Genomic DNA, 24,991 nt, shown 5'->3' on the forward strand with positions numbered 1-24,991 from the left:
GTTATCCCACAGCATTGGAGGTGTTACTTTCATGGGCGTGTTTCTCGATATGAGAACCTCGGAGAACTCGGGATACGTAGGAGCGCCAGGGCTTCCCTTATCCGAATCCCCTGAAGCCTTCGGCGCAATTGGTCTTCAAACGCAGGGGGTCATTAATCCGATCATTACCTTGAACGGTACGGTGGGTGTAACAGGAGAACTCGGCGATACGTTTACTGTAGAGATTGTACGCGGTTTTCTGTACGATCCGTTCTTCATCATCTATCGTGCACAAGGAACAATCGGCCAGAATGGTGGTGCCGAGTTCCATTCGTTTACAGCTCAGGATCTGGCTGCACCACCAGCGCTGGAAAGTGTATATACTTCGTTCATCTCGGGTGTGTCTACAGCCGTGCGGACTGGGCCGGAGATGTTCTATGGCATTGCTGCGACAAACTAATCAAATAAAGGCATGCATGATTTCGGGTACAGCTCGGAGGGAGGAAGAATTGTACAACCACCCGACGTGTTTTGCCAAACAATCTTTTGACCCGACCAGCGCACAGCTCATGTTTCAGCATGTTTCGTTTCAATTAAGGTGATATGCAAAACCCCCGACCTCGGCAGGCGGGGGTTTTGCATTATCGTATACAGCTGTTCTGTGCACGTCCCGTATGAGAGCGGATCAGGTTAGAGGAAAAAGGGAAGTGGATGAATGCAGATTAGTTGGCGCGTCCTTTCAAAATCATGTTGTTGGCTTTACCAAAATCGATGGCAACTTTACCTGTAAGTGCTGCTGTTCGCTCGGCTAGAATGACAGCGTTGACGCCGCAGGAGAAAAGTGCCACATCAAAATCATCCTTGTGGGCTTGAATCCATTCCAATGTTTCATCCATCTGATCGTAGTTGTCAAACGGAATTGAGCTTACAAGGTTGAGATGGTAAGGCTCCTTAATTAGTGCGGCCTGTAACTCTTCCAGCTCACGTGTCACGAGCAGCACTCGTTTGCCAGCAAGCATCTGCCAGAACCGCGGCACCTGCACAAGTTCACGATTCACACAAGCATGACAGGTCAGCGCAGGTGAGATGCCGTAGTGAGCAAATATCATATCGGTCAGCGGCCGCTTGAGATAATCCGGGGCTTTGATCATGCTGTCTCCGCGTGGAAGGACACCGACAATAGTGGCACGCTTCAATGAAGAGGCCACTTCGTCCCGCATCTTCAGGTTGGGCAGCCGCAGCCCCTTTTGACCAAGATTGGCTTTTACCGCCCAGCGTTCCTGAAGCACCTGTTCCATCGGCCACACCGTTTCTTGTGACATGACGATATTCTCGCCATCCCCCACACGCACCAGTGAGAAGGGACGCTGCTCCCGCAAAGCCGTTTCGAGCTGGTCCAGCACTTCCTGCATTTCCAGATAAATCGAATTCATTCGAAACCTGCCTCCTTTGAAAATCAAGCTCCTCTATTCTATGTTGCGAGAGAAACCGTGATCTGTGCGTTCGACCCGCAGAAGATAACTTGGGATGTATATCAATCTATTTATAGGAAAATCAGTACATATGTCGGTGCCGGAATGATAAGCAGTTCATACGTTATATAGTGCTGGCAGTGAAGAAATCTACGAGCAGGCGATCAGCGCAATAAAAGAGTTTCGTAGACAGAGGCTGCTAAAAAACTATGAAAACGTCTGTACTTGCCCACACCGGCTTACAGCGTTATGAGGAGGAAGGGTATGTCCAGGAAAGTTGTCATTGAAATTAACTTTAATAATTACGGGCTGGACCCGCAGCGTCTGACACGTGAATGGCTGGAGCGCCGCATGACGATTTTTCGCACATTCACACTGCACTGTCTCAAGGCGCAGACGAATCAGGATTTCCTTACGGTAGTGAAGCTCTCGAAGGAATCCGGGGAGTTAATGCAGGAGATACTGGCGGGCCAGGAGCCGCTGCCATCCAATGTTCGTTTTGGAACCCACATTGAGAGTGTCAGAGCTATTCTGGAATTTGCCAAAGATGCTGAAGACATCTATATTGCGCGTCTGGATTCGGACGATTTGTATCATAAAACATTCGTACAGCAGCTCTACGATGTGCAGCCGCAGCCTGGCACGATGGCCTTGATTAACCAGAACGGCTATCTCTGGGACAGTGTAAACAACGAGATGGCGCCGGCGTTCCATCGCTCTCCGCAATTTTATGTGTATCTCTACAAGACGGCGGAATATGCCGCAGGATACCGTGTCAAACTTCCAGGCCGAGGTACGCACGGCAATGTTATCGACCTGCCGCATGAGCTGCTGGCGCCGCGGAACTACGTGAACATTGTGCATTCCAGCAACACATCGGTTAAAAAGGTACCGCCTAAAGATCGACTCACCCAAGAAGAGATGGCTCAGGTTTTACGCGAATTCATGAACTAAACAGGAGGGGATTCATCCATGATTCAAGGACAAACGATTCTGGTCACCGGAGGAACAGGCTCCTGGGGCCAAAAGCTGACTGAGGTGCTGCTGGCGCAGAACCCGGCGGAGATTCGCCTGCTTTCCCGGAACGAATATGCACAGATTGCGATGCAGCGGGAATTCAATCATGATCCGCGCCTGCGTTTCATCATTGGAGATATTCGGGATTACCGGGCGGTGGAGGATGCGTGTAAAGGCGTAGATGTGCTCTTCCATCTGGCTGCCTTGAAGCATGTTCCCGTCTGTGAAGACCAGCCCGATGAGGCGTTCAAAACAAATGTTATCGGAACACAAAATATTATTCGTGCAGCCATTCGTATGCAGATTCCGAAAGTGATCGATGTTTCTACTGACAAGGCGGTTGATCCGATTAACGTGTACGGCATGACCAAGGCACTGGGCGAAAAAATGATGATTCGTGCCAACTGGCTGAGCGAGAAAACGCGTTTTGTATGTATCCGCGGCGGTAATGTGCTGGGTACTAGCGGCAGTGTGGTACCTCTATTCCGGCGGCAGATTGATGAAGGTAAAAACCTGACCATCACAGATGAAGGCATGACGCGCTTTTTCCTGACACGTACCGAGGCCATTCACCTGCTGCTCAAAGCAGCGGAAGCAGCGGTGGGCGGGGAGACCTTTGTGATGAAAATGAAAGCCTGCAGCATGACCGATCTGGCTTCCGTCATGCTGGACCAGGCCGGCCGCCCGTCTGGCGATTACAAAGTGACAGGGATTCGGCCGGGGGAGAAACTGCATGAAGTGCTGATCTCGCCATTTGAAGCACCGCGTACACGTCAGTACGATGCGCAGTATTATGTCATTTTGCCGGAGCATCCTGACCAGGAATTGACAAAGCATTATGATCATCTGCCGCGTGTGCAGTTTGCCCAATACCGTTCGGACAGTGAAATGATGAACAAACCGGCTATCGCCGCGTTTTTACGGGCAGGAGGCTATATCAACTAAGGAAGGGAGGCGGAACGTTTGGAGGTGGAAGATATGAATGAACACAGCCCGTATCCCGAACAACAAGGACAGAAAAAAGACGAGAGACATGCAGCACGCATTCATGACCGCTCCCTCAAGGCTGTGGTCATTGGTCTGGGCTACGTTGGTCTGCCGATGGCGGTCGAGATGGCACAGGCCGGTTATCGGGTGCACGGCATAGATATTGATGCGGACAGAACAGCCAAGCTTCGTGCAGGCCGTTCCTATATTATCGGTATCGAAGATGCTGTGCTTCAATCCCTGATCGAAGCAGAACTGTTCTCGGCAGGTACGGATTACCAAGCAGCTGCTGAGGCAGATGTGGTCGTGATCTGCGTGCCAACCCCGCTGACGGATGCACACCAGCCGGATATATCCTATATATCATCAGCTGTTGGCGCCATGACTCCCCATCTTCAGGAAGGCTGCCTGGTCATTCTGGAGAGCACAACGTATCCGGGTACAACGGAAGAACATGTGAAGCTGCCGGTAGAGGAAGCACGCGGCTGGACAGCAGGTGAGCACTTCCACGTCTGTTACTCTCCTGAGCGCGTGGACCCGGGCAGTGTGCATTATGGTGTGAAAAACACCCCCAAAATCATTGGCGGCTCTACTCCAGCCTGTCTGAGTTATGGTGCACAATTTTACGGCTCGTTTCTGAATGAAGTGGTTCCGGTAAGTTCAACGACTGTAGCCGAGACCGCTAAACTGTTCGAAAATACGTTTCGCAGCGTAAACATTGCGCTGGTCAATGAACTGACCCCGGCCTGTGAGCAGATGGGTGTTAACATCTGGGAAGTGCTTCAGGCAGCGGCAACGAAGCCGTTTGGTTATATGCCGTTCTACCCCGGCCCAGGCATTGGCGGGCACTGCATCCCGATTGATCCGATCTATCTGTCCTGGGCGGCCAGCCGTCAAGGATCGGAGCTGCAGTTTATCCAGCTTGCAGATGCCACCAACAGGCAGATGCCGGAGCATGTGGTGCGGCGTGCAGCAGCTCTGCTGGAGCAGCGCGGCCGTTCTATTCGCGGCGCCCGCGTTGTACTGGCGGGAATGGCGTACAAAAAAGACATTGACGACCTGCGCGAATCGCCAGCGCTTGACGTATTCCGGCTGCTGCGCGAGGCGGGAGCCGAGGTTGTTTTCACCGACCCGATGGTACCGGTCTTCCGGCAGGATGACGGCACGATGCTCCAATCTCGGACCGCTTCGCCGGAATTGTGGACATGGGCTGATCTGGTGATAATCACAACCGACCACTCTGCGTTCAATTATCAGGAGATGGCGGATCATGCTCAGCTGATTTTTGACACACGCAATGCGACTGCTTCATGCCGCGGGGGAAACATCGTTGTACTGGGCCAGCCGACAGGAAAAGAAGCAAATCGAAAACGTTTAGAAGCGGGGCAGGAACTTCTAGAAGTAAGACAAGAACATCCGGTAAAAAATGATAAATATCAAGAAAAAGGTGATAAACACCTGGCAGCAGGCCAAACGCGGCGAGAAGTGAGCAAAATACCGGATGCAGCGCGCAAAGATACTGCGTCGGTTCGAAATGACGAGAATGACAAAGCGAACGAAAACCGTGACCGCGCTCAGACTCGCAGGGCTCATCCAGACGGAGAAAATGCGCACGGAAAAACGGGAGATGACTATGGCCAATCATGACCGGGTGAACGAACGTTACTATGGAGAGATCAATTCGGAGGATTCCCACGAAGCGACGAGAGCCCGCGTGCACTGGATGTGCCGCGAGACAACGGGCAGACGTATTCTAGATGTCGGATGCAGCCAGGGGATTACGTCCATTTTGCTGGGAAGGGAAGGCTTCCGCGTGACAGGGGTCGATCTGGAGGAAGGCAGTATCACTTATGCGCAGCAGGAGCTGGCCAAAGAATCGAAGCCGGTGCGTAACAATGTGGATTTCCGCATGCTGGATATTACGCAGTGGAAGGCCAGAACGAAGTTTGACACAATCCTGCTGGGAGAAGTGCTGGAGCATTTTGCACATCCCGAGACATTGTTGACGCATTTGCATCGCCTGCTGGAGGAGGAAGGCACACTGATTGTGACGGTTCCCTATGGCTATCATCCATTCCATGATCATAAACAGACGTTCTATGCGGGCAATTTGGCAATGTGTCTGATGCCGTATTTTGAAGTACTGAAATTGGAAGTGCATCATAAATATCTATGTTGTACGGCGCGTAAGCGAGAGAAAGCACAGCTTCATATGAAGCCGGACTTGAATCAGGTACTGGACTGGATGAAGCTGGATCATACGCATTTTACCGAGGTGGAGCAGCAGCATCTGCGGTCCATGAAACAGCGCAAAAAAGCACTGGACAGTGCTGTCGATCAGTTGAAACGCCTTCGCCGTCAGGAGAACGAGGAAAGATAGACGGTGTGCTGTGACAGTGAGTTCCGCCGCACGACTCTAACGATCTGCAGGAACCTTATTTAGTTTATTTAGGCAGGATGAGAAGTGTAACGATCTCCAGCGACGCTATTTCTCGTAAAACGGACGAAATGCCTTGAATTTACACCCGAATCGCGAAAATAGCGTTCCTCGGAATCGTTACATTTTTAAAAGGCTTGAAATGAACAAAATAACGTCATCTGGAATCGTTAGCCGCAGCAGCAGGCGTAAGTGGAGTAAGTAGGTGAGCCAGTAGTGAGTAAGTGAGTAAGTGAATAAGTCAGTCAGTAAACCAGAGCGAGTAGTAAGTGAGTAAGAGAGAGTGTGTATGAGTAGTTGTGTGCTGAATGAGTAAGTAGGCGAGTAAGTAAAGTTAAAGTTAAAGTTAAAGTTAAAGTTAAAGTGATGCAGAAGCGTGAATTAGTACGGGTACGACAGGAAGGGGCTTGAAACGTGATCACCATCAGTTTGTGTATGATTGTGAAAAACGAAGAACGCAAACTTGCACGTTGTCTTGACTCGGTGGCTGGTATTGCAGATGAGATCATCATCGTCGATACGGGGTCGTCGGATCGAACGATGGATATCGCTGCGAAGTATACCGACCAGGTCTATACGTATATGTGGAATGAGGACTTCGCCGCAGCGCGCAACGAGTCGTTTGCCCGGGCCACGCAGGAGTACATCCTATGGCTCGATGCAGATGATGTGCTGCTGCCTTCGGAACGTGCAAAGCTGGAGGTATTGAAGAAGCAGCTGCCGTCCGGCGGAAAGACGGCCGGTGTGATTATGGGCTATACGCTGGCCGAGGGACCGGAAGGCAGTCCGCTGGTAGCGGACCGCCGGCTCCGCCTGGTCAAGCGGGATGCCGGGTGCCGCTGGCAGGGCCGGCTGCACGAGCAGCTGCACTTCCCGCAAGGCGAGATCATTACGGCAGATATTGCCGTTACCCATCGCCGCGAGGCGGTCAATCATTCGGCGCGAAACGTGCGCATTCTGCGCAAATGGATCGCCGAAGAGGGCATAGCCCAGGGACGCCTGCTGTTCTACTATGCAGGCGAATGTTATGACCGCCAGCGCTATGCGGCTGCGGCACGCGGTTACGCCAAGCTGCTGGAGCAGCCCAGCGGTTACCGCGAGGACCGGCTCATTGCCTGCGCAAGGCTGGCGGAATGTTATGAGCGGCTTGGCGAGCCGGGCCGCAAACTGGGCGCACTGCTGCAGTCGTTCCAGTACGACCTGCCGCATGCCGATTTCTGCTGCGCAATTGCTTCCTGCTTCCATGAGCGGCAGGAGGTAATCACCGCCATCTATTGGTATATGCAGGCGGTGGACGTGAGCAGTCGCGATCCGGGTCTGCGGCCCGTCCCGGCAGCCTGCCGGACCTGGCTGCCGCATGCCCGGCTCTCACTCTGTTATGCTCACCTCGGCAGCTGGGAGCAGGCTCTGCTGCATAACACGAAGGCCCGGGAATATCTGCCGAAGGATCCAGGTTTGCTGGGCAATCGGGATAAGCTCGAAGCTGTAATTCGCAAGCAGCGGAAAGCGCAGTAAGATAGGAGAAAAGCGGAGAAAGAGGGATGAGGAGATAGAGGGAAGAGTGAGCCTCTTCTCGGAACTCGAAGCTTCTAATGCAGGAACTCGAAGTCTCTTACGCAGGAGTCCAAAGTCTCTTACGCAGGAGTCCAAAGTCTCTAACGCGGTTAACAGGAAGGAAAAGCACTGTCATAAAGAGGAACAGTCGGATAGCTTACATCCGTTTGCAGCAGTGATCAGAAAGAAAAAACCGTACAGCACGGCCAAAATTTTGTACAGTGTGGCGGACATTCGTGCCCTATTTTCATGACAGGCTGCCCTGCCGTATTAGATCAGGGTCTCTTTGAGAGAGACGGATGCAGAAATACCCCGTTCAACCGTGAGCAACGGTAAACGGGGTATTTCTTTTTGTCTGAACAAGTTATAATGCTTCGACCAAATGGAATGACTCCCCGATTCAATTCGACTTAATCCAAGCCAAACGAAACCAAGCAAACCAATCAAACCAATCAAACCAATCAAGTCAACCAATCCCAATCACTTCAGTCCCATCCACTTCTAAAGTCTTATCCGAGGCGAGAGGCAGGCGGTATTAATCATCCTTTCCCGCTGTTCCCCCTTCACCTTCAGGTGCGAGACAGCGTACATACTGGTCTTTGGTCAGCAGGCTTTTGCAGGCCCAGCCCCGCCCGTCATAGATTTCCTCATTAATGTTCAGTGTGATTGTCTCATTGCTGTACTCGTTCCTGTTTTCGATGCGCAGCATGTGTTCACTCTCCCATTCGAGGTGGTTGCTGCCGTGGAATGCCGCGCGATAGATACTTTTGGCGCCTGAAAGGGATGTATCTCCTGTTTTCTTCACATCCACCCACAGCGTAACCCCGCCTGCAGCACCGCCGTAGGGAACACCGTATAGTTCTGCCGTGTGCTCACCGTTTGGTGATGACATCGAAGAGCTTAGATCGCCCTGACCGGCACGATCAAACGTGGAGAGATAGGGACGAAGCGTAAAGAAAAGAATCAAAGCTGCGGCGGACAAGGCAAACAGGATGATGATTACCGAAGCGATCGGATGTCTGTGTATCCAGGATTGACGTGAATTGCCTGCAGACGATGAAGCCGAACGCGTAGTGATCTCTTTTTCCATAACAATAAACCTTTCTTAAAGTGTAATTTGTTTGGCCGGAATGTAAATGTCCAGCTCACCGTAATGCTCCTGCGCGAGACTGCCGTCTATTCTTTCAAAATAATAAGCATCACTCTTGACGTATCCGGAATGACTCTGCCAGTACTCGTCAATAAATGTCCAGACGCTGTCCAGGTGGTCAATATGGATCAGGCTCGGGTGGAAGTCACAAACAAATTTGAACACGGCATATTGATTGGCTGGTATTTCAATACCGCTCAGCCCCTCGGGGATTTGTTCCAAGCTTGTCACTTCTACGGATGGCTGATATGTACTGTGGTGATCCTTGATTTCATTCGTAAGTCCAATATAGACGTCGGGGTGCAGCACGTTAGGAATGAGATGAACGTATTTTTCATAAAAATGGTTGCCCGCCGAATTGGCTTCATAATATGTCTCATTGTCTTCGTAACGGATCTGTGATTGCTGGCCAATGAGCTTCATTGCAGGTTTCCGAACATAGGCTGGTTGGAAAATGTATCCGAATGGGAGCATGGTAATCATCGATGAGGTCATACGGGCCGTAAACTGCAAATCACCAGCACCCTGTTTGCGATACTGCAGTGGTGTGATGCCAAAGGCCTGCTTAAAAGCACGAATATAAGATTGTTCATGTTCAAAAGAGTAATGCCCGCTAATATCGATAATCTTCCAGTTCAGATCAACCAGCTGTTCCAGACTGCGGGCCAATTTACGAGAGCGTATGTATTCACCAGGGAGTTGACCGCTGGCATGCTTGAACATGCGGTGCAGATGGAATTTGGAGATATGGGTTACTGAAGCGAGGTGGTCAAGTGTAAGCTTCTTGTGAATATGATCTTCGATATAATCAAACAGCCTGTCTAATGTCTGCAGCAGATCATGTTGCATGTAAAATCTCCTTGTTTGGTCCGGATTTAATGGGTACAGCAAGAAATGTTCATTTTTTCCTTATAAACGATGATACCATAACCAGGTACTCAATTTAATGAGAAGATTGGAGCAGTCATTCATGTTAGCCACCCAAAGAATTACAGACCAAAAAACGTATAACCCCTTAACCATGCTGAAACGATTATGGACGTTAACCGGAAAGCATCGAATGTTCATCATCGTGCTGCTCTTGGCCGCCTTGGCCGCTTCGCTGGTTGAGGTAGGATATCTGGAATCCATTCGAAGACTGGTCAAAGGGGCTTCGGAGTCCCAATTTTCACTAATCTATTCAGGGCTTATCATCGGTGTTTCCATCGTGGTACTTCGGATTTTTGTGACCGCATTCACGACATGGGCCGAGACGTTATTTCAGCAAAAGACACTCGTGTCTTTACAAACAAGACTGCTGCAATCCCTTGGGAGCACCAGCCCGCAGGAATTAGCGAAGGTTCATACAGGAGATCTCACATCCAGAGTGTGGACATCGGCGGCAGCGGCTCAGAAAGGGATCAATCGGCATGGTATCGAGCTTGCCAAAAATATCATTCAACTGGTTCTGGCCTTTGCCTATTTCAGTTGGGTGAACCTGCAGCTCTCCCTTGCCATCATTGCGTTTACGTTAATCTATCCTCTAGTGACGGCAGGGCTTGGAAGAAGACTGCAGCGTGAACATGACCGGCTGCATGCAGATGAAGCGTCAAGAGATGAACTGCTTACGGATATGATTCAAGCTCCTGTAGAAATCCGCAGCTATGGGCTTTCGGGTTACCTGCAGCATCAATTCAGCAAACGCATGGACAAGGTATTCAAACGTATGATGTCGGTTTCCGTACTGAAGCGTCTATCGGAGGCGGCTGGACGGGTATCTACTTATGGTGGCATGATCCTGATCCTGTATATCGGCGGAAAGCAGGTGCTGCAGGGACAGATGGATGTGGGCGGTTTGGCTGCTTTTCTGGTGGCAAGCAGTCAGCTGACACGTCCGATTGAAGCACTGTCGGGTTTATGGAACGAGGTCATTGGATCGGCCTCTCATGCCGCTCGTGTATTCGAAATGTTGGATCTGGAAAAAAAGAAAACAGCTGCTGCCTCACCGCAGTACAAGTTTAAAACCGAAGGTGTCCATGCAGTGCAGGTATCCTACAAATATACTGGGCAGGAAGAAGTATTATCAGATATTTCCTTCGCTGCAGTGAAAGGTGAACTCACGGTAATTACGGGACCTAGCGGATGCGGAAAGACTACCTTATTGAACATCATTAGCGGATTATACACACCTGAAGGTGGTTCAATCCAGTGGAATATGTCGGAATCGGCTGATTCCAAATTCCAGGCCCAGAGATTAAACGTAGATATCAACCAAGTGTATGTTCCGCAGCAGCCGTTTATTTTCTCAGGAACCGTAGAAGACAATATTGTGTTCGGTGCTGAAGGGATATCCAGCGAGGAAGTACAGCTTGCCGCTCATATGACTCATGCACATGATGCGATCATGCGCCAGAATAATGGATACGGGACGGAGCTCCAGCCGCAAGGCGGGTCCATGTCCGGCGGAGAACTCCAACGGATCAGTCTTGCGAGAGCGGTTGTAAGAAAACCGGATATTTTACTGCTTGATGAACCGACATCTTCACAGGACCCGTGGCACGAGCAGCAGCTGAATATGTTATTTACCGGGTTAGCTGCGGAGCATGGTACGACGATCATTGCAGTTACCCATCGCTTGTCTCTAATTGAGTGTGCGGATCAGGTGATTTATATGCAGGACGGAAAGGTTGTTGATATCGGCACTCACGATGAGCTGCTGGAGCGCCGGGTTGGATATCGGGACTATATTGCGGAGCAGGAGTTTGAGGAAAAGTATGGGTAAAAGTAAAGTTCGAGCTGGAGCTGGAGTTAGTTAGAGTGGGGGAAAGAAATGCGACGTGAAGAGAAAGACAGACCGGGTACAGAAATGACTGAAGAAGCCCAGAGTCATCAGAAAAGTACAGGAAATAAAAGCATAATGGAGTATGACAACAGTAAGGCGCATGACGAAGTAGAGGAATTAGAGAAAATAAAGGGACGAGAGGAAATAGAAGCGGAAGAAGATAGGAATCTAGAGAAGAGTCCGTCTGAGAAACTGAAGAAACATCGGGCAGAGCATCAGGACGAGGTTCAGGAGAAAGAGAAGGAAGGGGATAAGGCTGCAGAGGCACCCTCTTTAAAAATGGTATGGCCCGTTATTTTCCGCTACATGAAGCCGTATAGATGGGCGGTAGTCGTTATGTTTCTTTTTATAGCAGCGGATGCCGTGTTTGATTGGGGACTGGCCTTTGTGCAGGGATTTTTCGTTGATGCCATCCAGGATGGAGGACAGGAGAAACTGAATGCAGCGGCGGTAACTTGGATCGCGGTTCTGATCGGGTTTATCATTTTACTCGCCATGCATCGATATGTACTGGTACGGCTCAAAGAATCCATGAACAGAGATATGTCGATGGATCTGCTCAAACGGTTACATCAGATGCCCTACGCTTGGGTTCGGAGACAGAAATCAGGAGATATCATGCTTCGAATCAAGGAAGATACCAAGCATGGTGCAGAAGTGGTGGAAGCTTTGGCAGAAGGGGTTACGGTTATATTTATTATTGCCTTGTCGCTGGTGTACCTTTACCGTGCAGATGCATGGGCAGCAGTGATTGCACTTGTGAGCGCGGCAGCGATCTGGTTTACGGCCAGATTATATGATCAGCGTATCATACGATTATCGGATGAAGTGGAATCCATGGAAGGAGAGTCGCAGCAGCAGATTCAACAATATGCTGAAGGCGCTGCTGTGATTCAGGCGTACAATGCTTCACCATGGTTTCTCACACGTTTTCGCACGCAGCAGCAATCACTGAATCGTGTTCAGGCAAAGCTGCAGATGACTCTAAGCATGTCAGATAACGTGGCGATGGCCGTGTTTGGTCTGGCCCAGCTGGCGGCGCTGTTTGTAATCGGTTTAGCTGCTGCGAGAGGAGCCTTGTCGCCGGGGGTAGTTGTAGCCAGCAGTCTGCTGTTTGAACTTGTCGTATGGCCTGTGCTGGGCCTGTCCGGTCAGTGGAGTCAAATGCAGGCGAGTGTTGGCGCATTTGCAAGGATTTCGGCCTGGTTTAACCTGAGGCAGCGTGCAGCGGCGGATGATCTCAAACAAGACAGCCCGCAGTCCGCTGAAATTATGGAAAACAAATTACCCATCCTGATACTCGAACAGGTTACAGTAATGGATGAGAGCAGCGGCCGAACCATTCTGGATCGGATTACGCTGCACTTGGCACCGGGTGAACTGGTTGCGCTGATGGGCACCAGTGGAGCAGGTAAATCTACATTATGTCAGGTGTGTGCGGGGCTGATTGAACCCGATGATGGCCGTGTAATGCTGGGAAACGAGGACACATCGCAGATTATGGCTGGGGGGCATCCATCCCGCGTGACCTATATGCCGCAGACACCTGCTTTTTTTACAGGAACGATTGGAGAGAATATCCGACTGGGCAGGAACGCTGCGCTGCATGAAATGAAGCGAGCAGCACAGCGGGCAGGTTTGCATGAGTTTATTGAAGCCCAAGAGGGACAGTACGATGCGATACTGCAGGAAAAAGGGGCTAACCTGTCTGGTGGGCAGAAGCAGCGGCTGTCCTTAACCCGGCTGTTGATGAGGTCATCGGATGTTTATGTTCTGGACGAACCGACATCCTCGCTCGATAATCGGACAGAGCAGTACGTGATGAAAGAGCTGCGCCGCTTTATGGAGGGGAAAACAGGACTGCTGGTTACGCATCGAATGGAGACTGCCCGGCAGTGCTCTCGCATTGTAGTGATGGAGCGGGGACGTATTGCCGAGGATGGTACACATGAGCAGCTGATGGCACAAAAAGGGCTGTACTATCACATGCATACCAGAGGTGCGGCCTCAGAAGAGTAACGGAAAGCAGCCGTTTGTCCTATTTTGGATGAACGGTTGTTTTTTTTGTCTAAGTGTATGCCCTTCCAATGATTTGCGGGAAAACGCGGTTGCTCATTTGGGGCTGGCCCGTTAAACTAAAGGGAGCGGCGTTTTGCTTGACGGACAAGTCATGAGAACGCCATTTTGTTGTCGAGGACGCGGTGACGATGCCTGCGTTTGGATGTCAGAATCGGATAGAACCAAGCTGGTGCAGCAGCACCGGTGACAAGTAAGGAGTCTTTACATGAGTGTGCAAGCACCTACTTTAGAAGAAGCGCAGGGTCTCCTGCAGAAATACTACGGTTACCCCGACTTTCGTGAGGGCCAAAAAAAGATTGTATCCAGCCTGCTCGAATATGAGGATACGCTGGGCATTATGCCAACCGGGGGCGGGAAGTCAATCTGTTACCAGATTCCCGCTCTGTTATATCCGGGGCTGACGCTTGTGGTTTCCCCGTTAATTTCATTGATGAAAGACCAGGTCGATGCGCTGACGACCGCCGGCATTGCCGCCGCTTATATTAACAGTACGTTAAGCGGCAGAGAAGTGAATGAGCGCATCCGCGCGGCGCAGCGCGGTGAGCTGAAGCTGCTCTACGTCGCGCCGGAGCGACTGGAGCTGGATTGGTTCCGCGATGAGATGGGGCAGCTGCCGATCTCGTGCGTGGCAGTGGATGAGGCCCACTGTGTGTCACAGTGGGGCCATGATTTTCGGACAAGCTACCTGGCGGTAGCGCCGTTTGTGGACAGTTTGCCGGAGCGGCCGGTGGTTGCGGCCTTTACGGCAACGGCGACGCCCGAGGTCATGGGCGATATTCTGCGGCTGCTGCGTTTGCAGGACCCGCAGACGTATGTGACCGGACTTGGGCGGGACAATCTCGCGTTCAGCGTGCTGCGCGGCGAGAGCAAAAAGGATTTTGTCTTGAACTACGCACGCGAGCATGCGAGCGAGCCGGGTATTGTATACGCCGCGACCCGTAAGGACGTGGACGATCTGCATCAGCGTTTGATGCAGGCAGGTTTGCCCGCGGGCCGCTACCATGCAGGCATGACGGACGATGAACGGGCCCAGAGTCAGGAGCAGTTTTTGTACGATGATATTCGCGTTATGGTAGCGACCAATGCCTTTGGAATGGGGATCGACAAGTCCAACGTGCGTTATGTACTGCACTACAGCATGCCGAAGAACATGGAGGCATATGTACAGGAAGCCGGGCGTGCGGGACGGGACGGTGAGCCAAGTCAGTGCATTTTGCTGTTTGGAGCGCAGGACATCATCACCCAAAAGTTCCTGATCGAGCAGAACCCGATGGAGGGTGACCGCAAAGCCAACGATTACCGCAAGCTGCAGCAGATGGTCGATTACTGTTATACTACACGCTGTCTGCGCAGTGCACAGCTGGATTACTTCGGTGAAGTACATGAAGACAAGCCGTGCGGTATCTGCAGCTCCTGCACGGATGATCGCGAACTGGTAGATATGACCATTGATGCGCAAAAAATATTCAGCTGCATTCACCGCATGCGTGAACGCTACGGGGTATCTCTCGTGGCTTCGGTGCTCAAAGGCTCCCGTGCCAAAAAGGTGCTGGACTACGGCTTTGATTCCCTGCCAACTTACGGCGTCATGGGCAATCGTACAGAGCGGGAAATTGCCGAGATCATCAACGTGATGGTATCCGAAGGCTACCTGATGTTGTCCGAAGGGCAATATCCAGTGGTTCGTTTGCAGCCGCTGGCGGTGGAAGTACTGAAGGGCCAGCGCGAAGTCATGCAGCGTGTCGTACGCAAAACAGCAGCCACAGCTTCGGGTACGAACTACGGCGGACGCCGCGGACGTGACGCGATGCCATCGGCAGTGAATGAAACCGTGTTCGAACAGCTGCGCTTGATCCGCCGTGATCTGGCCGCGAAAGAACATGTGCCATCCTACATCATCTTCAATGATGCTACGCTGCGTGAGATGAGTGTGGTATGTCCGAAGACGGAACGTGACATGCTGAGTATCAAAGGGGTCGGTGAGGTCAAGTACCGGAAGTACGGACTGCCGTTCCTGGAATTCTTCCAGAAACAATCGGGCGAAGAAGTGGACACGGACGATGATGCTTTTTATGAGTATGAGTGATATGTGGTATGAGATAAGTCATGGGGTTAATGGAAAGTGATATCTGATCTATGATCAGTGACTGGGGCCTAAAGACTACCTTTAAAGACTAGAACCTAAAACCTAGATATTAGATATTAGATATTAGACTAAAGTTTAGGAGCTAGTCATTAGACACAGACAGAGATATGGACAGATGCAGATACAGAAACTATTTAAATTGAACTAAAGAAGCGACGTTATGCTGATTAACGGTCAATGATCGTCAAAGTGCCCTGTAATGAGGCAGGAATGCCAGCCTCGGCAGGCTGCTCAAGTAGAAGATGGAACGCTAACGATTCCCCAGGAGCTTATTTGCCCCGAATCGGGGACATTTGAAATCTAACGATCTCCAGGAAGCTTATTCCACACAAAATCCTGAAAAATGAGCCTGATCAAGCTGATTTCAGCAGAATAGCGTCTCTGTGAATCGTTAGAATTTTCCAAAGCCCCAATGTGCCGGAATAAGGTTTCTCCTGATCGTTAGCGCTCGCAGTAGAGGGTGGCAGACTTGCACTAGCATGGCGGCTGGGTGATATTTGACTAATGTGCCTGAATTGATGAGCATATCGGAGTGGATTGTGTACATTCTTTTTTAACTTATATAGATAGAAGCAGATGTAGAATCGGAAGCACAATTAGAAGAAGGATCACAACAAGAGGCGCAGCTAGAATTAGAATCAGTAACAGAATCAGAGCCAAGATCAGAAAAGAAACGTAATCGAAAATTAGGATATGTATTTCATGAAATGTGTCTCTGCACAGTAGACGAAATAGGCGAAAATGTCTTTTAAAGGATGGACATGGACTTGAAAAACGGATAACGGGTGTTGGCACAATATATAGTTAATTTGATGTTATTCAGTCTATATATTACGTTTTTAGTCGAGTGGAGAGTGTATGTATTTTTAAAAGAGGTGTCCACTCTTTGAAAGACAAATTAGGGATTTGTTTATGAGGTGCGGACGATTTAGCATACGGACTAGTTGAAAGATCTTGTTATAGATCTTGTTTATAAATCTTATTAATAGGTCCTGCGCGTGTGTTAGTGCGTGATGCGCGTGTACTTGTGCGGTTGTCGATGTGGATTTATACATGTGGTTTTGTGCAAGTGTGGCCAAAGATATGGCTCGGAGTTGAATTAGAGGTTTGTCTGAACAGCATCCGGGGCAGGATGGCTGTGGAGCTTTACTTTTCCCAAAAAAATATATGGTCTGGGTGTCCAGGCAAAGGTTGTGAACCATGAAGGTAATTTTATCGACTTTGAATGCAAAGTACATCCATACCTCGCTGGCGCTGCGGTGCTTGAAGGCGTACAGTGAGAAGGATTTTGATATTGAGCTGGCGGAGTATACGATCAAAGACCCGGTCATGAATATTGTGTCGGATCTGTACCAGCGCGGAGCGGATGTGATCGGGTTTTCGTGTTACATCTGGAACATTGAAGAGACGATTAAGGTCATTGATAATTTGAAAAAGGTTATGCCTGACGTGAAAATTTTGCTGGGCGGGCCGGAGGTGTCCTACGACACCGAGTATTGGATGAACCGGATTCCCAATGTCGATTTTATCGTCATGGGTGAAGGAGAAGAGACGCTGCACCAGCTTTTGACGGAGCTTGAAGGCAGTAAGAAGTTTCATTTTGTCTATGGACTGGCGTATCGCAAAGGAGAAGAAGTTATTCTCATGCCAGGACGCCCGAAAGCGGACTTGAATGATCTGCCTTCGCCGCATCGATTTGCAGAGGATATCCCGGATCTCGGGAAGCGGGTTGTTTATTTTGAGACCAGCCGGGGGTGTCCGTTTAGCTGTCAGTTCTGTTTATCCAGTATTGAGGTCGGCGTGCGGTATTACGATATCGAGCGGACGAAGTCGGACATTCTGTACCTGATTGAGAAGGGTGCGAAGCTGATTAAGTTTGTAGACCGGACGTTTAACATTAAACGGGATTATGCGATGGAGATGTTTAAATTTTTGATCGAGAATCATCAGGGAACGGTATTTCAGTTTGAAATTACGGCTGACATTATGCGTCCTGAGGTGCTCGACTATTTGGCAGAGAACGCGCCGCCGGGTACGTTCCGTTTCGAAATCGGGGTACAGTCCACAAATGATCCGACGAATGAACTGGTGAAACGCCGTCAGAACTTTGCCAAGCTGAGCCGTACGGTGAACAAGGTGAAAGCCAGCGGCAAGATCGATCAGCATTTGGATCTGATCGCAGGCTTGCCGGAGGAAGATTACAATACGTTCCGCAAGACGTTTAACGATGTATTTGCTTTGGGACCGGAAGAGCTGCAGCTCGGATTTCTCAAAATGCTTCGCGGTACGGGACTTCGTCTGGATGCGGAAAAGTACAACTATACGTACATGGATCACGCGCCGTATGAGATTTTGGGCAGTGACGTGCTGCCGTTCAGCGACATCGTACGTCTGAAGCGTCTCGAAGATGTGCTGGAGAAATATTGGAATGCACACCGGATGGACCATACGCTGAAGTATTTGATGGAGCAGGAGTTTGATTCACCGTTTGATTTCTTTCAGGCCTTTGGCGATTACTGGGAAGGTCAGGGGTGGCAGAAGATTGGTCACCAGCTTGAAGATTTGTTTACTCGTCTGCACAGCTTTCTGGAATCGCGCAATACGCCGCATATGGATATTGTGCTTGGTCTGATGAAGCTGGATTATTTCCTCGGCCACAAGTACAAGCCGCGTAAAATCTGGTGGGACGATGCGCTCCAGAAAGACCAGTGGGCGGGTTATATGAAAATGCTGGCCGAACGTCCAGAAGACGTTCGATTGCCGCGTATCGCCGGTGCCTCTGGCTCGGCGTGGCTGGAAAGCAGCGGCGCGAGTGCAGCGGCCGCTGCGGGAACTTCGGCGGCTGCCGAAGAGAACACTGCCGCAGATGCGGCGGGTGTGATCGGCAGCCATGCCGGGGATGCTGCGCCGCCTGCAGCGCGCGACGCAGTAGGGTCCGCCGCGGATGGAGCGGCGGACATGGGGGATGGCAGCGCTTCGCGTGCGCTGCCGATGACCTCGGCCATGACCGCACAGACGGTCATGGGTGCACGTGCTTTCGCCGATCTGGGACTCGGCGAAAAGGAACTGCAGAAGCACGCCGTACTGGACGTGCTTCCGTTCCGGCTTGAGCGTGTGCTTGCTGGCGCCAGCCCGCTTGCCGCGAAAGGCCAAACGCTGCTGGTCGTGGTATACCAGCAGCACGAAGGGCAGCAGGCGCAGTATTACACGCTGCCGCTGGGAGAAGAAGCCGCTGCCATGTAGGTGCAGCGGCCATATTTCCGAAAGCATCGGAAGATCATTGGATTCCCTTACGGGATGAAGACGATCTTCCTTTTTTTATTTTTCAAATTCAATAGAACTCATATAATTAATGGAGCTGAAGGAGAATGTCGTATGAACAACAAAACAGAAGCTGCCATCATTTTAACCAAAGGTTCCGCTAATACATTGTATGTGCAAATTCCATATAATACGGTGCATATTCAGTGCATTCGTCAGATAACAGGAAGAAGGTGGGAGCCTGATGCAAAACGCTGGATCACCCCCTACTCAGAGGCATCTCTTCAGGAATTTACAAAGCACTTTGATGCGCTAGATGTAGAGATTTCCGCGGAGTTGTGGGTGGAGAGTGAATTTTTAAGGAACTGGAAGTTAAGTGGAGAGCAAAAACAATGGAAAAGAAATGAATTGCAGCAAGCTCTAAAATTAAGAGGATACAGTCGCAAAACGATTAAAGCATACTGTAATCAGATGGAAAGATTTGTTGCCAGTCTTCCTCAGATCGATACAGAAATCCGTGCATCTCATGTTCAGACATATTGTTTGAGTTTGCTTGAGCGAGGAATTTCCCATTCCAGTGTGAATCAGACGATTAGTGCGATCCGATTTTATTGTAAATATGTACTCCATCATCCTGCTGAAATTCAATACATACGCCCCAAAAAGCAGACGAAGCTGCCCAATGTCATGTCCGAAAAAGAAGTTACCCAATTGCTGAAAGCTGTGACTAATCTCAAGCATAAGACGATTCTTTATCTAACCTATTCGGCAGGGCTTCGTGTCGGTGAAGTCGTTCGTCTACGCTATAGCGATCTGGATATTGAGCGTCAGACCATTATCGTAAGGCAGGGAAAAGGTCAAAAGGATCGGAGAACGCTTCTTTCTAATCTTGCCTGGAACATGGTGCAGAAATACATTGCAGCGTATCGACCCGATCGTTGGCTATTTCCGGGACAAACTTCGGATCGACATCTTACCGAGCGCAGCGTGCAGAAGGTTTTTGAAGAAGCCAGACTAAAGGCCGGTATTGTAAAAAAGTGTAGCATCCATGCGTTGCGACACTCATTCGCTACTCATTTGCTGGAAAACGGAACAGACCTGCGCTATATACAAGAGCTTCTTGGTCATACCAGTGCACAAACAACGCAGCGATATACGCATGTGAGCACGAAAAATATTCAGCGTATTCAGAGTCCACTGGATCGGATGGACATGGGAGATTGAACACCTTAAACTTCTCCCTTATTCACCATATTTTTCTTCGCATATATCGCCCCATAGGTTATCATATACGTAGTTCATATATTACGTTGAATGTGTGGTATTTACGAAGTACATAAATTAGATGTTATTGGAACAGACTTGCAATGGATTAAAGCCTTGAATGGATCGGATGAAAGAATTGAAAGGTCAAAAATCGATTAACAAAAAAGGATCAAAGAAGAGATAAAATGACATTGAAGGACAAAAGCGATTTTAAAAATCGGATTAAAAAAAGGTCAAGTAACATTCAAAAGATCAAAAGAGATTGAGGATCAAGGACATATTGAGAACGAAGACCAGTGAAAATGAAATGACATAAAAAATGAGAACCATGAAAGAACAAAAAACACATACATGAAGAAACATTGAAGAGAAATGTGCAGTAGATTCGAAGAAGGCAAGACCGTCCAATAACATAATATTCAAGCAGCGGCTCCGATGGAGCCTTGGTCTGCTGGAAGGATTTCGAAGAGGAATTTCAGCAGACAACCCCGTTGGGGTTCGTGAATACAGGAACGTTATACGACAGAACTAAATGAAAAATCTATATCAAACATCATCAATTGAGAGAAGGTCATTTGATTGAATAGCTATGATGAATATTTAAAGGATTCTCTTTATAAAATTAGTACACTTCTTAATGATAGTAATAGTCGACCTATACTTTTTGTTGGTGCAGGAATCTCAAGAAGGTATATAAATTCTCCTAACTGGATTGGCTTGCTTGAGTATCTTATTGAGGCAAATCCTAATAAAATATATCCCATTGGGTACTACACTCAAGAAAAGATGGATAACCTGCCGCAGGTTGGTTCTCTAATTGTTAACGAATATTATGACTATGCTTGGCAAAAATACTCAGAAAGTGTTTTTCCGAGAGAATTATATGGTACGAATTATTCAAGAAGTATCTTTTTAAAATATAGAATTGCTGAACATTTAACATCATTAGTCAAAGGGTTTTCTACAGTAGGACATCAATATAGTGATGAATTAGATGCTTTAATGAAAATTACTCCACATGCAGTTATAACCACAAATTACGATTTACTAATGGAAGAAATTTTCCCTAAGCATAACCCTATTATTGGACAACAAGTCATTAGAGCCAGAGAGTCTACAAACTATGGACACTTACTAAAGATACATGGCTGCGTGACACAACCGTCCGAAATTGTAGTGTCAAGCGAAGATTACAGTATATTTATGGAGAAACAGAAATACTTAATTGCTAAGTTATTAACATACTTCATGGAGTACCCAATAATTTTTTTAGGCTATGCTCTTGCTGACGAAAATGTGAAATCTATTCTCTCCGATGTTTCTGAAATTATCAGATCTGATGATGATGAGCCGGTAAGTAATATCTGGTTTATAGAATGGCAAGAAAATAATATACTAAGCCATTCGAAACCATCAACTGATAAAGTTGTTGATTTAGGAAATGGAAAAACAATAAGAATAAATTATTTGGTTGTTAACTCTTTTACAGAGATTTTTAGAAGCTTGCAACAAAATATAGACGAACCAGTAGATATAATTAGAGAGTTAGAAAACAACATTTATAATATTGTTAAAAGTAAAACAGTTACTAACTTGGCAGTTGATAGAATCGATTTTAGGACAATTACTGATATTAATAAACTTGCTAATCAACTAGGTTTTAAGGCCATTGAAGATATGAAAGATATTGAAAAAATAAATGTAGCAGGTTTAGGGAATTTAACTAATCCAGAGCAGTTGCTCTTGCAGTACCCGTATTCTTTAAATGATGTAGCGATTGAAATGGGTTTAGAAAGATGGCAGTATTTAGACCCAATTATAAAGAGAATTGAAGGAGAAACAGGATACAAGATTAAACAAGAAACTAATAGATATCATGTTGATAGAGAACAGGGACGCGGAAGGGCTGCAAACCATCGTTATTCACAGGAAGCTGTCGAACTTTTTACTAAGGTTTTACAAAATCAAAGCTATGAAATTTTTGATACTATGGGGAATAGTATAGCTACGGTGGACAAAGAAGTCCAAGAAGAGAAAATAGAATCTTAATGTGGAAAATACAACAAGGAGCGATCACGTCGTATAAAGTTATATTCACACTATGGGTATAAGTCCTCGATCAGGCATCTGCCAGCCATCTAGTTACGCTGGCTGGCTCGTGAATAAAGAGACGTTAAAAGACAGAATCAAAAACAATAGAAAAGAAGGATTATATGATCCTCTAAATGCTAGAGTTTTGCAATTCACTAAAGAGTTGTAGAGCGTCTTTGAAACCTTGTATGTAGATACTTCTTTCTAAGATGGATTGAAGAGAAATTTGAGCGTCTTCGTAAAGAAAAACCGTATGTTGAAGTTGATCGGGCAAAGCATCACGAAGTGTATTAAAGTATTGATCTGCCTCAGAAGAAAGCTGAGTGTATTCCGCATGACACTCCAAAAGCTCAGTAAAGAGTAATTCTAGACGTATTCTTATAAGTGGTTCTGTTAGCGATTCTAATGTATTAACCATATCCTATTCCTCCTTTGATTAACTCTATAGAGTCATTATATAACCTCATAAAGTTAATTACAAGGTGAATATTTGACTTTGTAGAGTTAAAAATTCGCTTTTCATTGATGATTACTAATGTGGAAGATAAGATAGAACTATGGAGGGGAAAAGATGAAAGTAATCAAGTGCAATATACGAGAACTCATGGCAGAACATCGAATAGATGATATAACAGAATTGATGGTGAGATCCGGCTTAAGTCGGAATTCAATCAACAAGTTGTATAAGGAAATTAATATCGAAACAACAAAGCTGGAAACATTATTCAAGTTATGTGACACATTCAATTGTAAATTGTCAGATTTAATTGAATATAAACCTATGAAAATTGATAGTGATGAGGGATAATAACACTGCTTTAGATTTAATAAGCTTGTCCTAGAGATCAATTTTAGGGTATGACTCTGTGATTTCATTATTATTTGCACATAAAAGATTTGTGAGGAGAGAAGACGATGGTCGATAACAAAATTAAATTAGGAAAGCTAATTTATCACCTTACTAAATTAGACAATTTGGATTCGATACTGGAAAATGGACTTAGATCAAGAGCGGAACTATTAGGCGATCAAGAGGATTTTTGTGATGTAGCTGATAGTGATATAATAAAAGAAAGAGAAGAAATGGAGTTAGATTCTTTAGTACCTTTTCACTTTCACCCACATTCGGCTTTTGATGTTATAGTGAAGAAGACCTATAGCAAAGATGAATTTATATACATAACCCTACAAAGGGAATTTGCTAAAAAGAATGATTTTAAAATCTTAACAATGCACCCTTTAGCTAAAGGCGTTGAGCTTTACGATGATTATAATGAAGGTTTTAATAAGATAGATTGGGATACAATGGAGAAAAAGGGCTGTAAACTTGACTATACGAAACACGTAAAAATGGCTGAATGTTTATCGGTTCAAAGAATTGAAGCAAAAGATTTTCTTCAAATTTGCGTGAAAGATAAAGATACAAAAAAAATAGTAGAGCAAAAATTAAAAGATGCAGGCATAACAAAAAAACCACCTTTTGTTAGTGTACAGCCTTGGTGCAAGGCGTGAAATTGAAAGTGGTTATAAGGAGAGAAGCGCCATGATAACCTATACTACAGGTGACTTGCTTGAATCCAAAGCTGAAGCTTTGGTTAATACAGTTAACTGTGAAGGATATATGGGAAAAGGAATTGCTTATCAATTCAAGATGAAGTTTCCAAATAACAATAAAGATTACATCAAAGCTTGCAAAACAGGTAAATTGACTGTAGGGAAGCTTCACCATTTTAAGGAAAATGAAAAAATTATAATTAATTTTCCTACAAAAGATAAATGGAGAGAAAAATCTAAAATTGAGTACATTACAAGTGGATTAGATGAGTTGCTGAATTTGATTACCACTTTAAATATTTCAAGTGTAGCCATACCTCCATTGGGGAGTGGAAACGGTGGTTTACTGTGGTCAGAAGTGAAGCTTATAATTGAGAATAAAATCAACATCTTATCTAACAGCGTTGATTTTATTATTTATGAGCCATCAAAAAACTATAAAACCAAACCAACGAATGAACCAATTTTAAATCCATCTGCGTTAGTATTAATGGATATAAAATTACATTTAACTAAATTCAATACAATCAGACTTCAAAAATCAGCTTACTTTCTAAACATATTTAGTGGACAAAATTATTTTAAGTTCAAGAAATATAAGTTTGGACCCTATGATAACTCAATAGCTATAATAAGTAAAAATATAAAAGCGTACCAAGATTATTATGAGGTGAAAAATACTAAAGAAGCCTATACTATCTTAAAGAATAAGTTAGTAAGTAAAAAGGTAGAAGATAAATTATCTTTTTTCGAAGATGCGATTAATAAAGCAACAAGTTTTGTTAATGAGATTACTACTGATCATGAGCTGGAGTGCCTATCGACAGTTACATTTATCATCCAAAATAATCCTGGAATAGATCTTGATGAAATTATAATAGAGTTTCATAAATGGTCAAAGGAAAAGAGAGAAAAGTTTTCTGAAGATGAAATTAGATATTCAATCGAAAAATTAGAGAATTATGAAATTATAGAATCTACTTTGATCGGTTATGATTTAAAAAAATACACAGAATAAGAAAATCATATTGTGAAGGGCAATTCAAGAAGCAATTCCGTCGTATAACATAATATTCACGCTGCGGCTCCTTAGGGAGCCTTGGTCTGTTTGAAGCAATCAATGGAAGCGGATTCATCAGACACATTCAACTACGTTGAACATCGTGAATACAGGAAC

19 protein-coding genes are annotated in these 24,991 nt (G+C 46.9%); 15 read left to right on the plus strand and 4 right to left on the minus strand.

The window, feature by feature from the left end:
* Positions 1–31 precede the first annotated feature (31 nt).
* Positions 32–439, plus strand: coding sequence for a hypothetical protein (locus MKY97_RS07320; RefSeq protein WP_342554805.1), 408 nt, complete (start codon positions 32–34; stop codon positions 437–439).
* Positions 440–701: 262 nt separating this feature from the next.
* On the opposite strand, the gene MKY97_RS07325 is transcribed toward MKY97_RS07320, so the two are convergent.
* The gene (locus MKY97_RS07325) at positions 702–1,412 is read right to left on the minus strand and encodes a GT-D fold domain-containing glycosyltransferase (RefSeq protein WP_342554806.1); all 711 of its coding nucleotides are present in this window, start codon (positions 1,410–1,412) and stop codon (positions 702–704) included.
* 303 nt (positions 1,413–1,715) lie between these two features.
* Between MKY97_RS07325 and MKY97_RS07330 the strand changes: the two genes are divergently transcribed.
* The 5 genes from MKY97_RS07330 to MKY97_RS07350 all read left to right on the plus strand — a co-directional run bounded on the left by MKY97_RS07330 (position 1,716) and on the right by MKY97_RS07350 (position 7,407).
* Positions 1,716–2,405 (plus strand): glycosyltransferase, encoded by a 690-nt coding sequence (locus MKY97_RS07330; protein WP_342554807.1) that lies wholly within the window; start codon positions 1,716–1,718, stop codon positions 2,403–2,405.
* Positions 2,406–2,423: 18 nt separating this feature from the next.
* Positions 2,424–3,413, plus strand: a complete 990-nt coding sequence (locus tag MKY97_RS07335; protein WP_342554808.1) for an SDR family NAD(P)-dependent oxidoreductase — start codon at positions 2,424–2,426, stop codon at positions 3,411–3,413.
* A gap of 33 nt (positions 3,414–3,446) precedes the next feature.
* Positions 3,447–5,102 carry a nucleotide sugar dehydrogenase gene (locus MKY97_RS07340; protein ID WP_342554809.1) on the plus strand — a complete coding sequence of 552 codons (1,656 nt, stop codon included), beginning with the start codon at positions 3,447–3,449 and terminating at the stop codon, positions 5,100–5,102.
* The gene (locus MKY97_RS07345) at positions 5,089–5,835 is read left to right on the plus strand and encodes a methyltransferase domain-containing protein (RefSeq protein ID WP_342554810.1); all 747 of its coding nucleotides are present in this window, start codon (positions 5,089–5,091) and stop codon (positions 5,833–5,835) included. Before MKY97_RS07340 ends, MKY97_RS07345 begins: the two co-directional genes overlap by 14 nt.
* A gap of 471 nt (positions 5,836–6,306) precedes the next feature.
* The gene (locus MKY97_RS07350; RefSeq protein ID WP_342554811.1) at positions 6,307–7,407 is read left to right on the plus strand and encodes a glycosyltransferase family 2 protein; all 1,101 of its coding nucleotides are present in this window, start codon (positions 6,307–6,309) and stop codon (positions 7,405–7,407) included.
* Positions 7,408–7,981: 574 nt separating this feature from the next.
* Here MKY97_RS07350 and MKY97_RS07355 read toward each other — a convergent pair.
* Together MKY97_RS07355 and MKY97_RS07360 are read right to left on the minus strand one after the other, a co-directional pair.
* Positions 7,982–8,536: a DUF5412 family protein gene (locus MKY97_RS07355; RefSeq protein WP_342554812.1), complete on the minus strand. Its 555-nt coding sequence runs from the start codon at positions 8,534–8,536 to the stop codon at positions 7,982–7,984.
* Between the two features lie 15 nt (positions 8,537–8,551).
* Positions 8,552–9,445: a helix-turn-helix domain-containing protein gene (locus MKY97_RS07360; protein WP_342554813.1), complete on the minus strand. Its 894-nt coding sequence runs from the start codon at positions 9,443–9,445 to the stop codon at positions 8,552–8,554.
* Between the two features lie 121 nt (positions 9,446–9,566).
* On the opposite strand from MKY97_RS07360, the gene MKY97_RS07365 reads away from it, so the two are divergent.
* The 6 genes from MKY97_RS07365 to MKY97_RS07390 all read left to right on the plus strand — a co-directional run bounded on the left by MKY97_RS07365 (position 9,567) and on the right by MKY97_RS07390 (position 22,218).
* Complete coding sequence (locus MKY97_RS07365) at positions 9,567–11,357, plus strand: ABC transporter ATP-binding protein (protein ID WP_342554814.1); 1,791 nt, start codon at positions 9,567–9,569, stop codon at positions 11,355–11,357.
* Positions 11,358–11,405: 48 nt separating this feature from the next.
* The gene (locus MKY97_RS07370; protein WP_342554815.1) at positions 11,406–13,436 is read left to right on the plus strand and encodes an ATP-binding cassette domain-containing protein; all 2,031 of its coding nucleotides are present in this window, start codon (positions 11,406–11,408) and stop codon (positions 13,434–13,436) included.
* 265 nt (positions 13,437–13,701) lie between these two features.
* On the plus strand, positions 13,702–15,582 hold the full coding sequence (recQ, locus tag MKY97_RS07375; RefSeq protein ID WP_342554816.1) for a DNA helicase RecQ: 1,881 nt from the start codon (positions 13,702–13,704) through the stop codon (positions 15,580–15,582).
* A gap of 1,260 nt (positions 15,583–16,842) precedes the next feature.
* Positions 16,843–18,885: a B12-binding domain-containing radical SAM protein gene (locus MKY97_RS07380; RefSeq protein WP_342554817.1), complete on the plus strand. Its 2,043-nt coding sequence runs from the start codon at positions 16,843–16,845 to the stop codon at positions 18,883–18,885.
* 54 nt (positions 18,886–18,939) lie between these two features.
* The gene (locus MKY97_RS07385; RefSeq protein WP_342554818.1) at positions 18,940–20,127 is read left to right on the plus strand and encodes a tyrosine-type recombinase/integrase; all 1,188 of its coding nucleotides are present in this window, start codon (positions 18,940–18,942) and stop codon (positions 20,125–20,127) included.
* Between the two features lie 621 nt (positions 20,128–20,748).
* Positions 20,749–22,218: an SIR2 family protein gene (locus MKY97_RS07390; RefSeq protein WP_342554819.1), complete on the plus strand. Its 1,470-nt coding sequence runs from the start codon at positions 20,749–20,751 to the stop codon at positions 22,216–22,218.
* Positions 22,219–22,390: 172 nt separating this feature from the next.
* Here MKY97_RS07390 and MKY97_RS07395 read toward each other — a convergent pair whose 3' ends face one another.
* Positions 22,391–22,678, minus strand: coding sequence for a DUF6809 family protein (locus tag MKY97_RS07395; RefSeq protein ID WP_090808369.1), 288 nt, complete (start codon positions 22,676–22,678; stop codon positions 22,391–22,393).
* Between the two features lie 153 nt (positions 22,679–22,831).
* On the opposite strand from MKY97_RS07395, the gene MKY97_RS07400 reads away from it, so the two are divergent.
* The 3 genes from MKY97_RS07400 to MKY97_RS07410 all read left to right on the plus strand — a co-directional run bounded on the left by MKY97_RS07400 (position 22,832) and on the right by MKY97_RS07410 (position 24,832).
* Complete coding sequence (locus MKY97_RS07400; protein ID WP_090808371.1) at positions 22,832–23,068, plus strand: helix-turn-helix transcriptional regulator; 237 nt, start codon at positions 22,832–22,834, stop codon at positions 23,066–23,068.
* Positions 23,069–23,175: 107 nt separating this feature from the next.
* Positions 23,176–23,772: a DarT ssDNA thymidine ADP-ribosyltransferase family protein gene (locus tag MKY97_RS07405; protein WP_090808373.1), complete on the plus strand. Its 597-nt coding sequence runs from the start codon at positions 23,176–23,178 to the stop codon at positions 23,770–23,772.
* A gap of 31 nt (positions 23,773–23,803) precedes the next feature.
* Positions 23,804–24,832 carry a macro domain-containing protein gene (locus tag MKY97_RS07410; RefSeq protein WP_090808375.1) on the plus strand — a complete coding sequence of 343 codons (1,029 nt, stop codon included), beginning with the start codon at positions 23,804–23,806 and terminating at the stop codon, positions 24,830–24,832.
* Positions 24,833–24,991 lie beyond the last annotated feature (159 nt).

This window comes from Paenibacillus sp. FSL R7-0652 (assembly GCF_038595045.1).
GTDB lineage: Bacteria > Bacillota > Bacilli > Paenibacillales > Paenibacillaceae > Paenibacillus.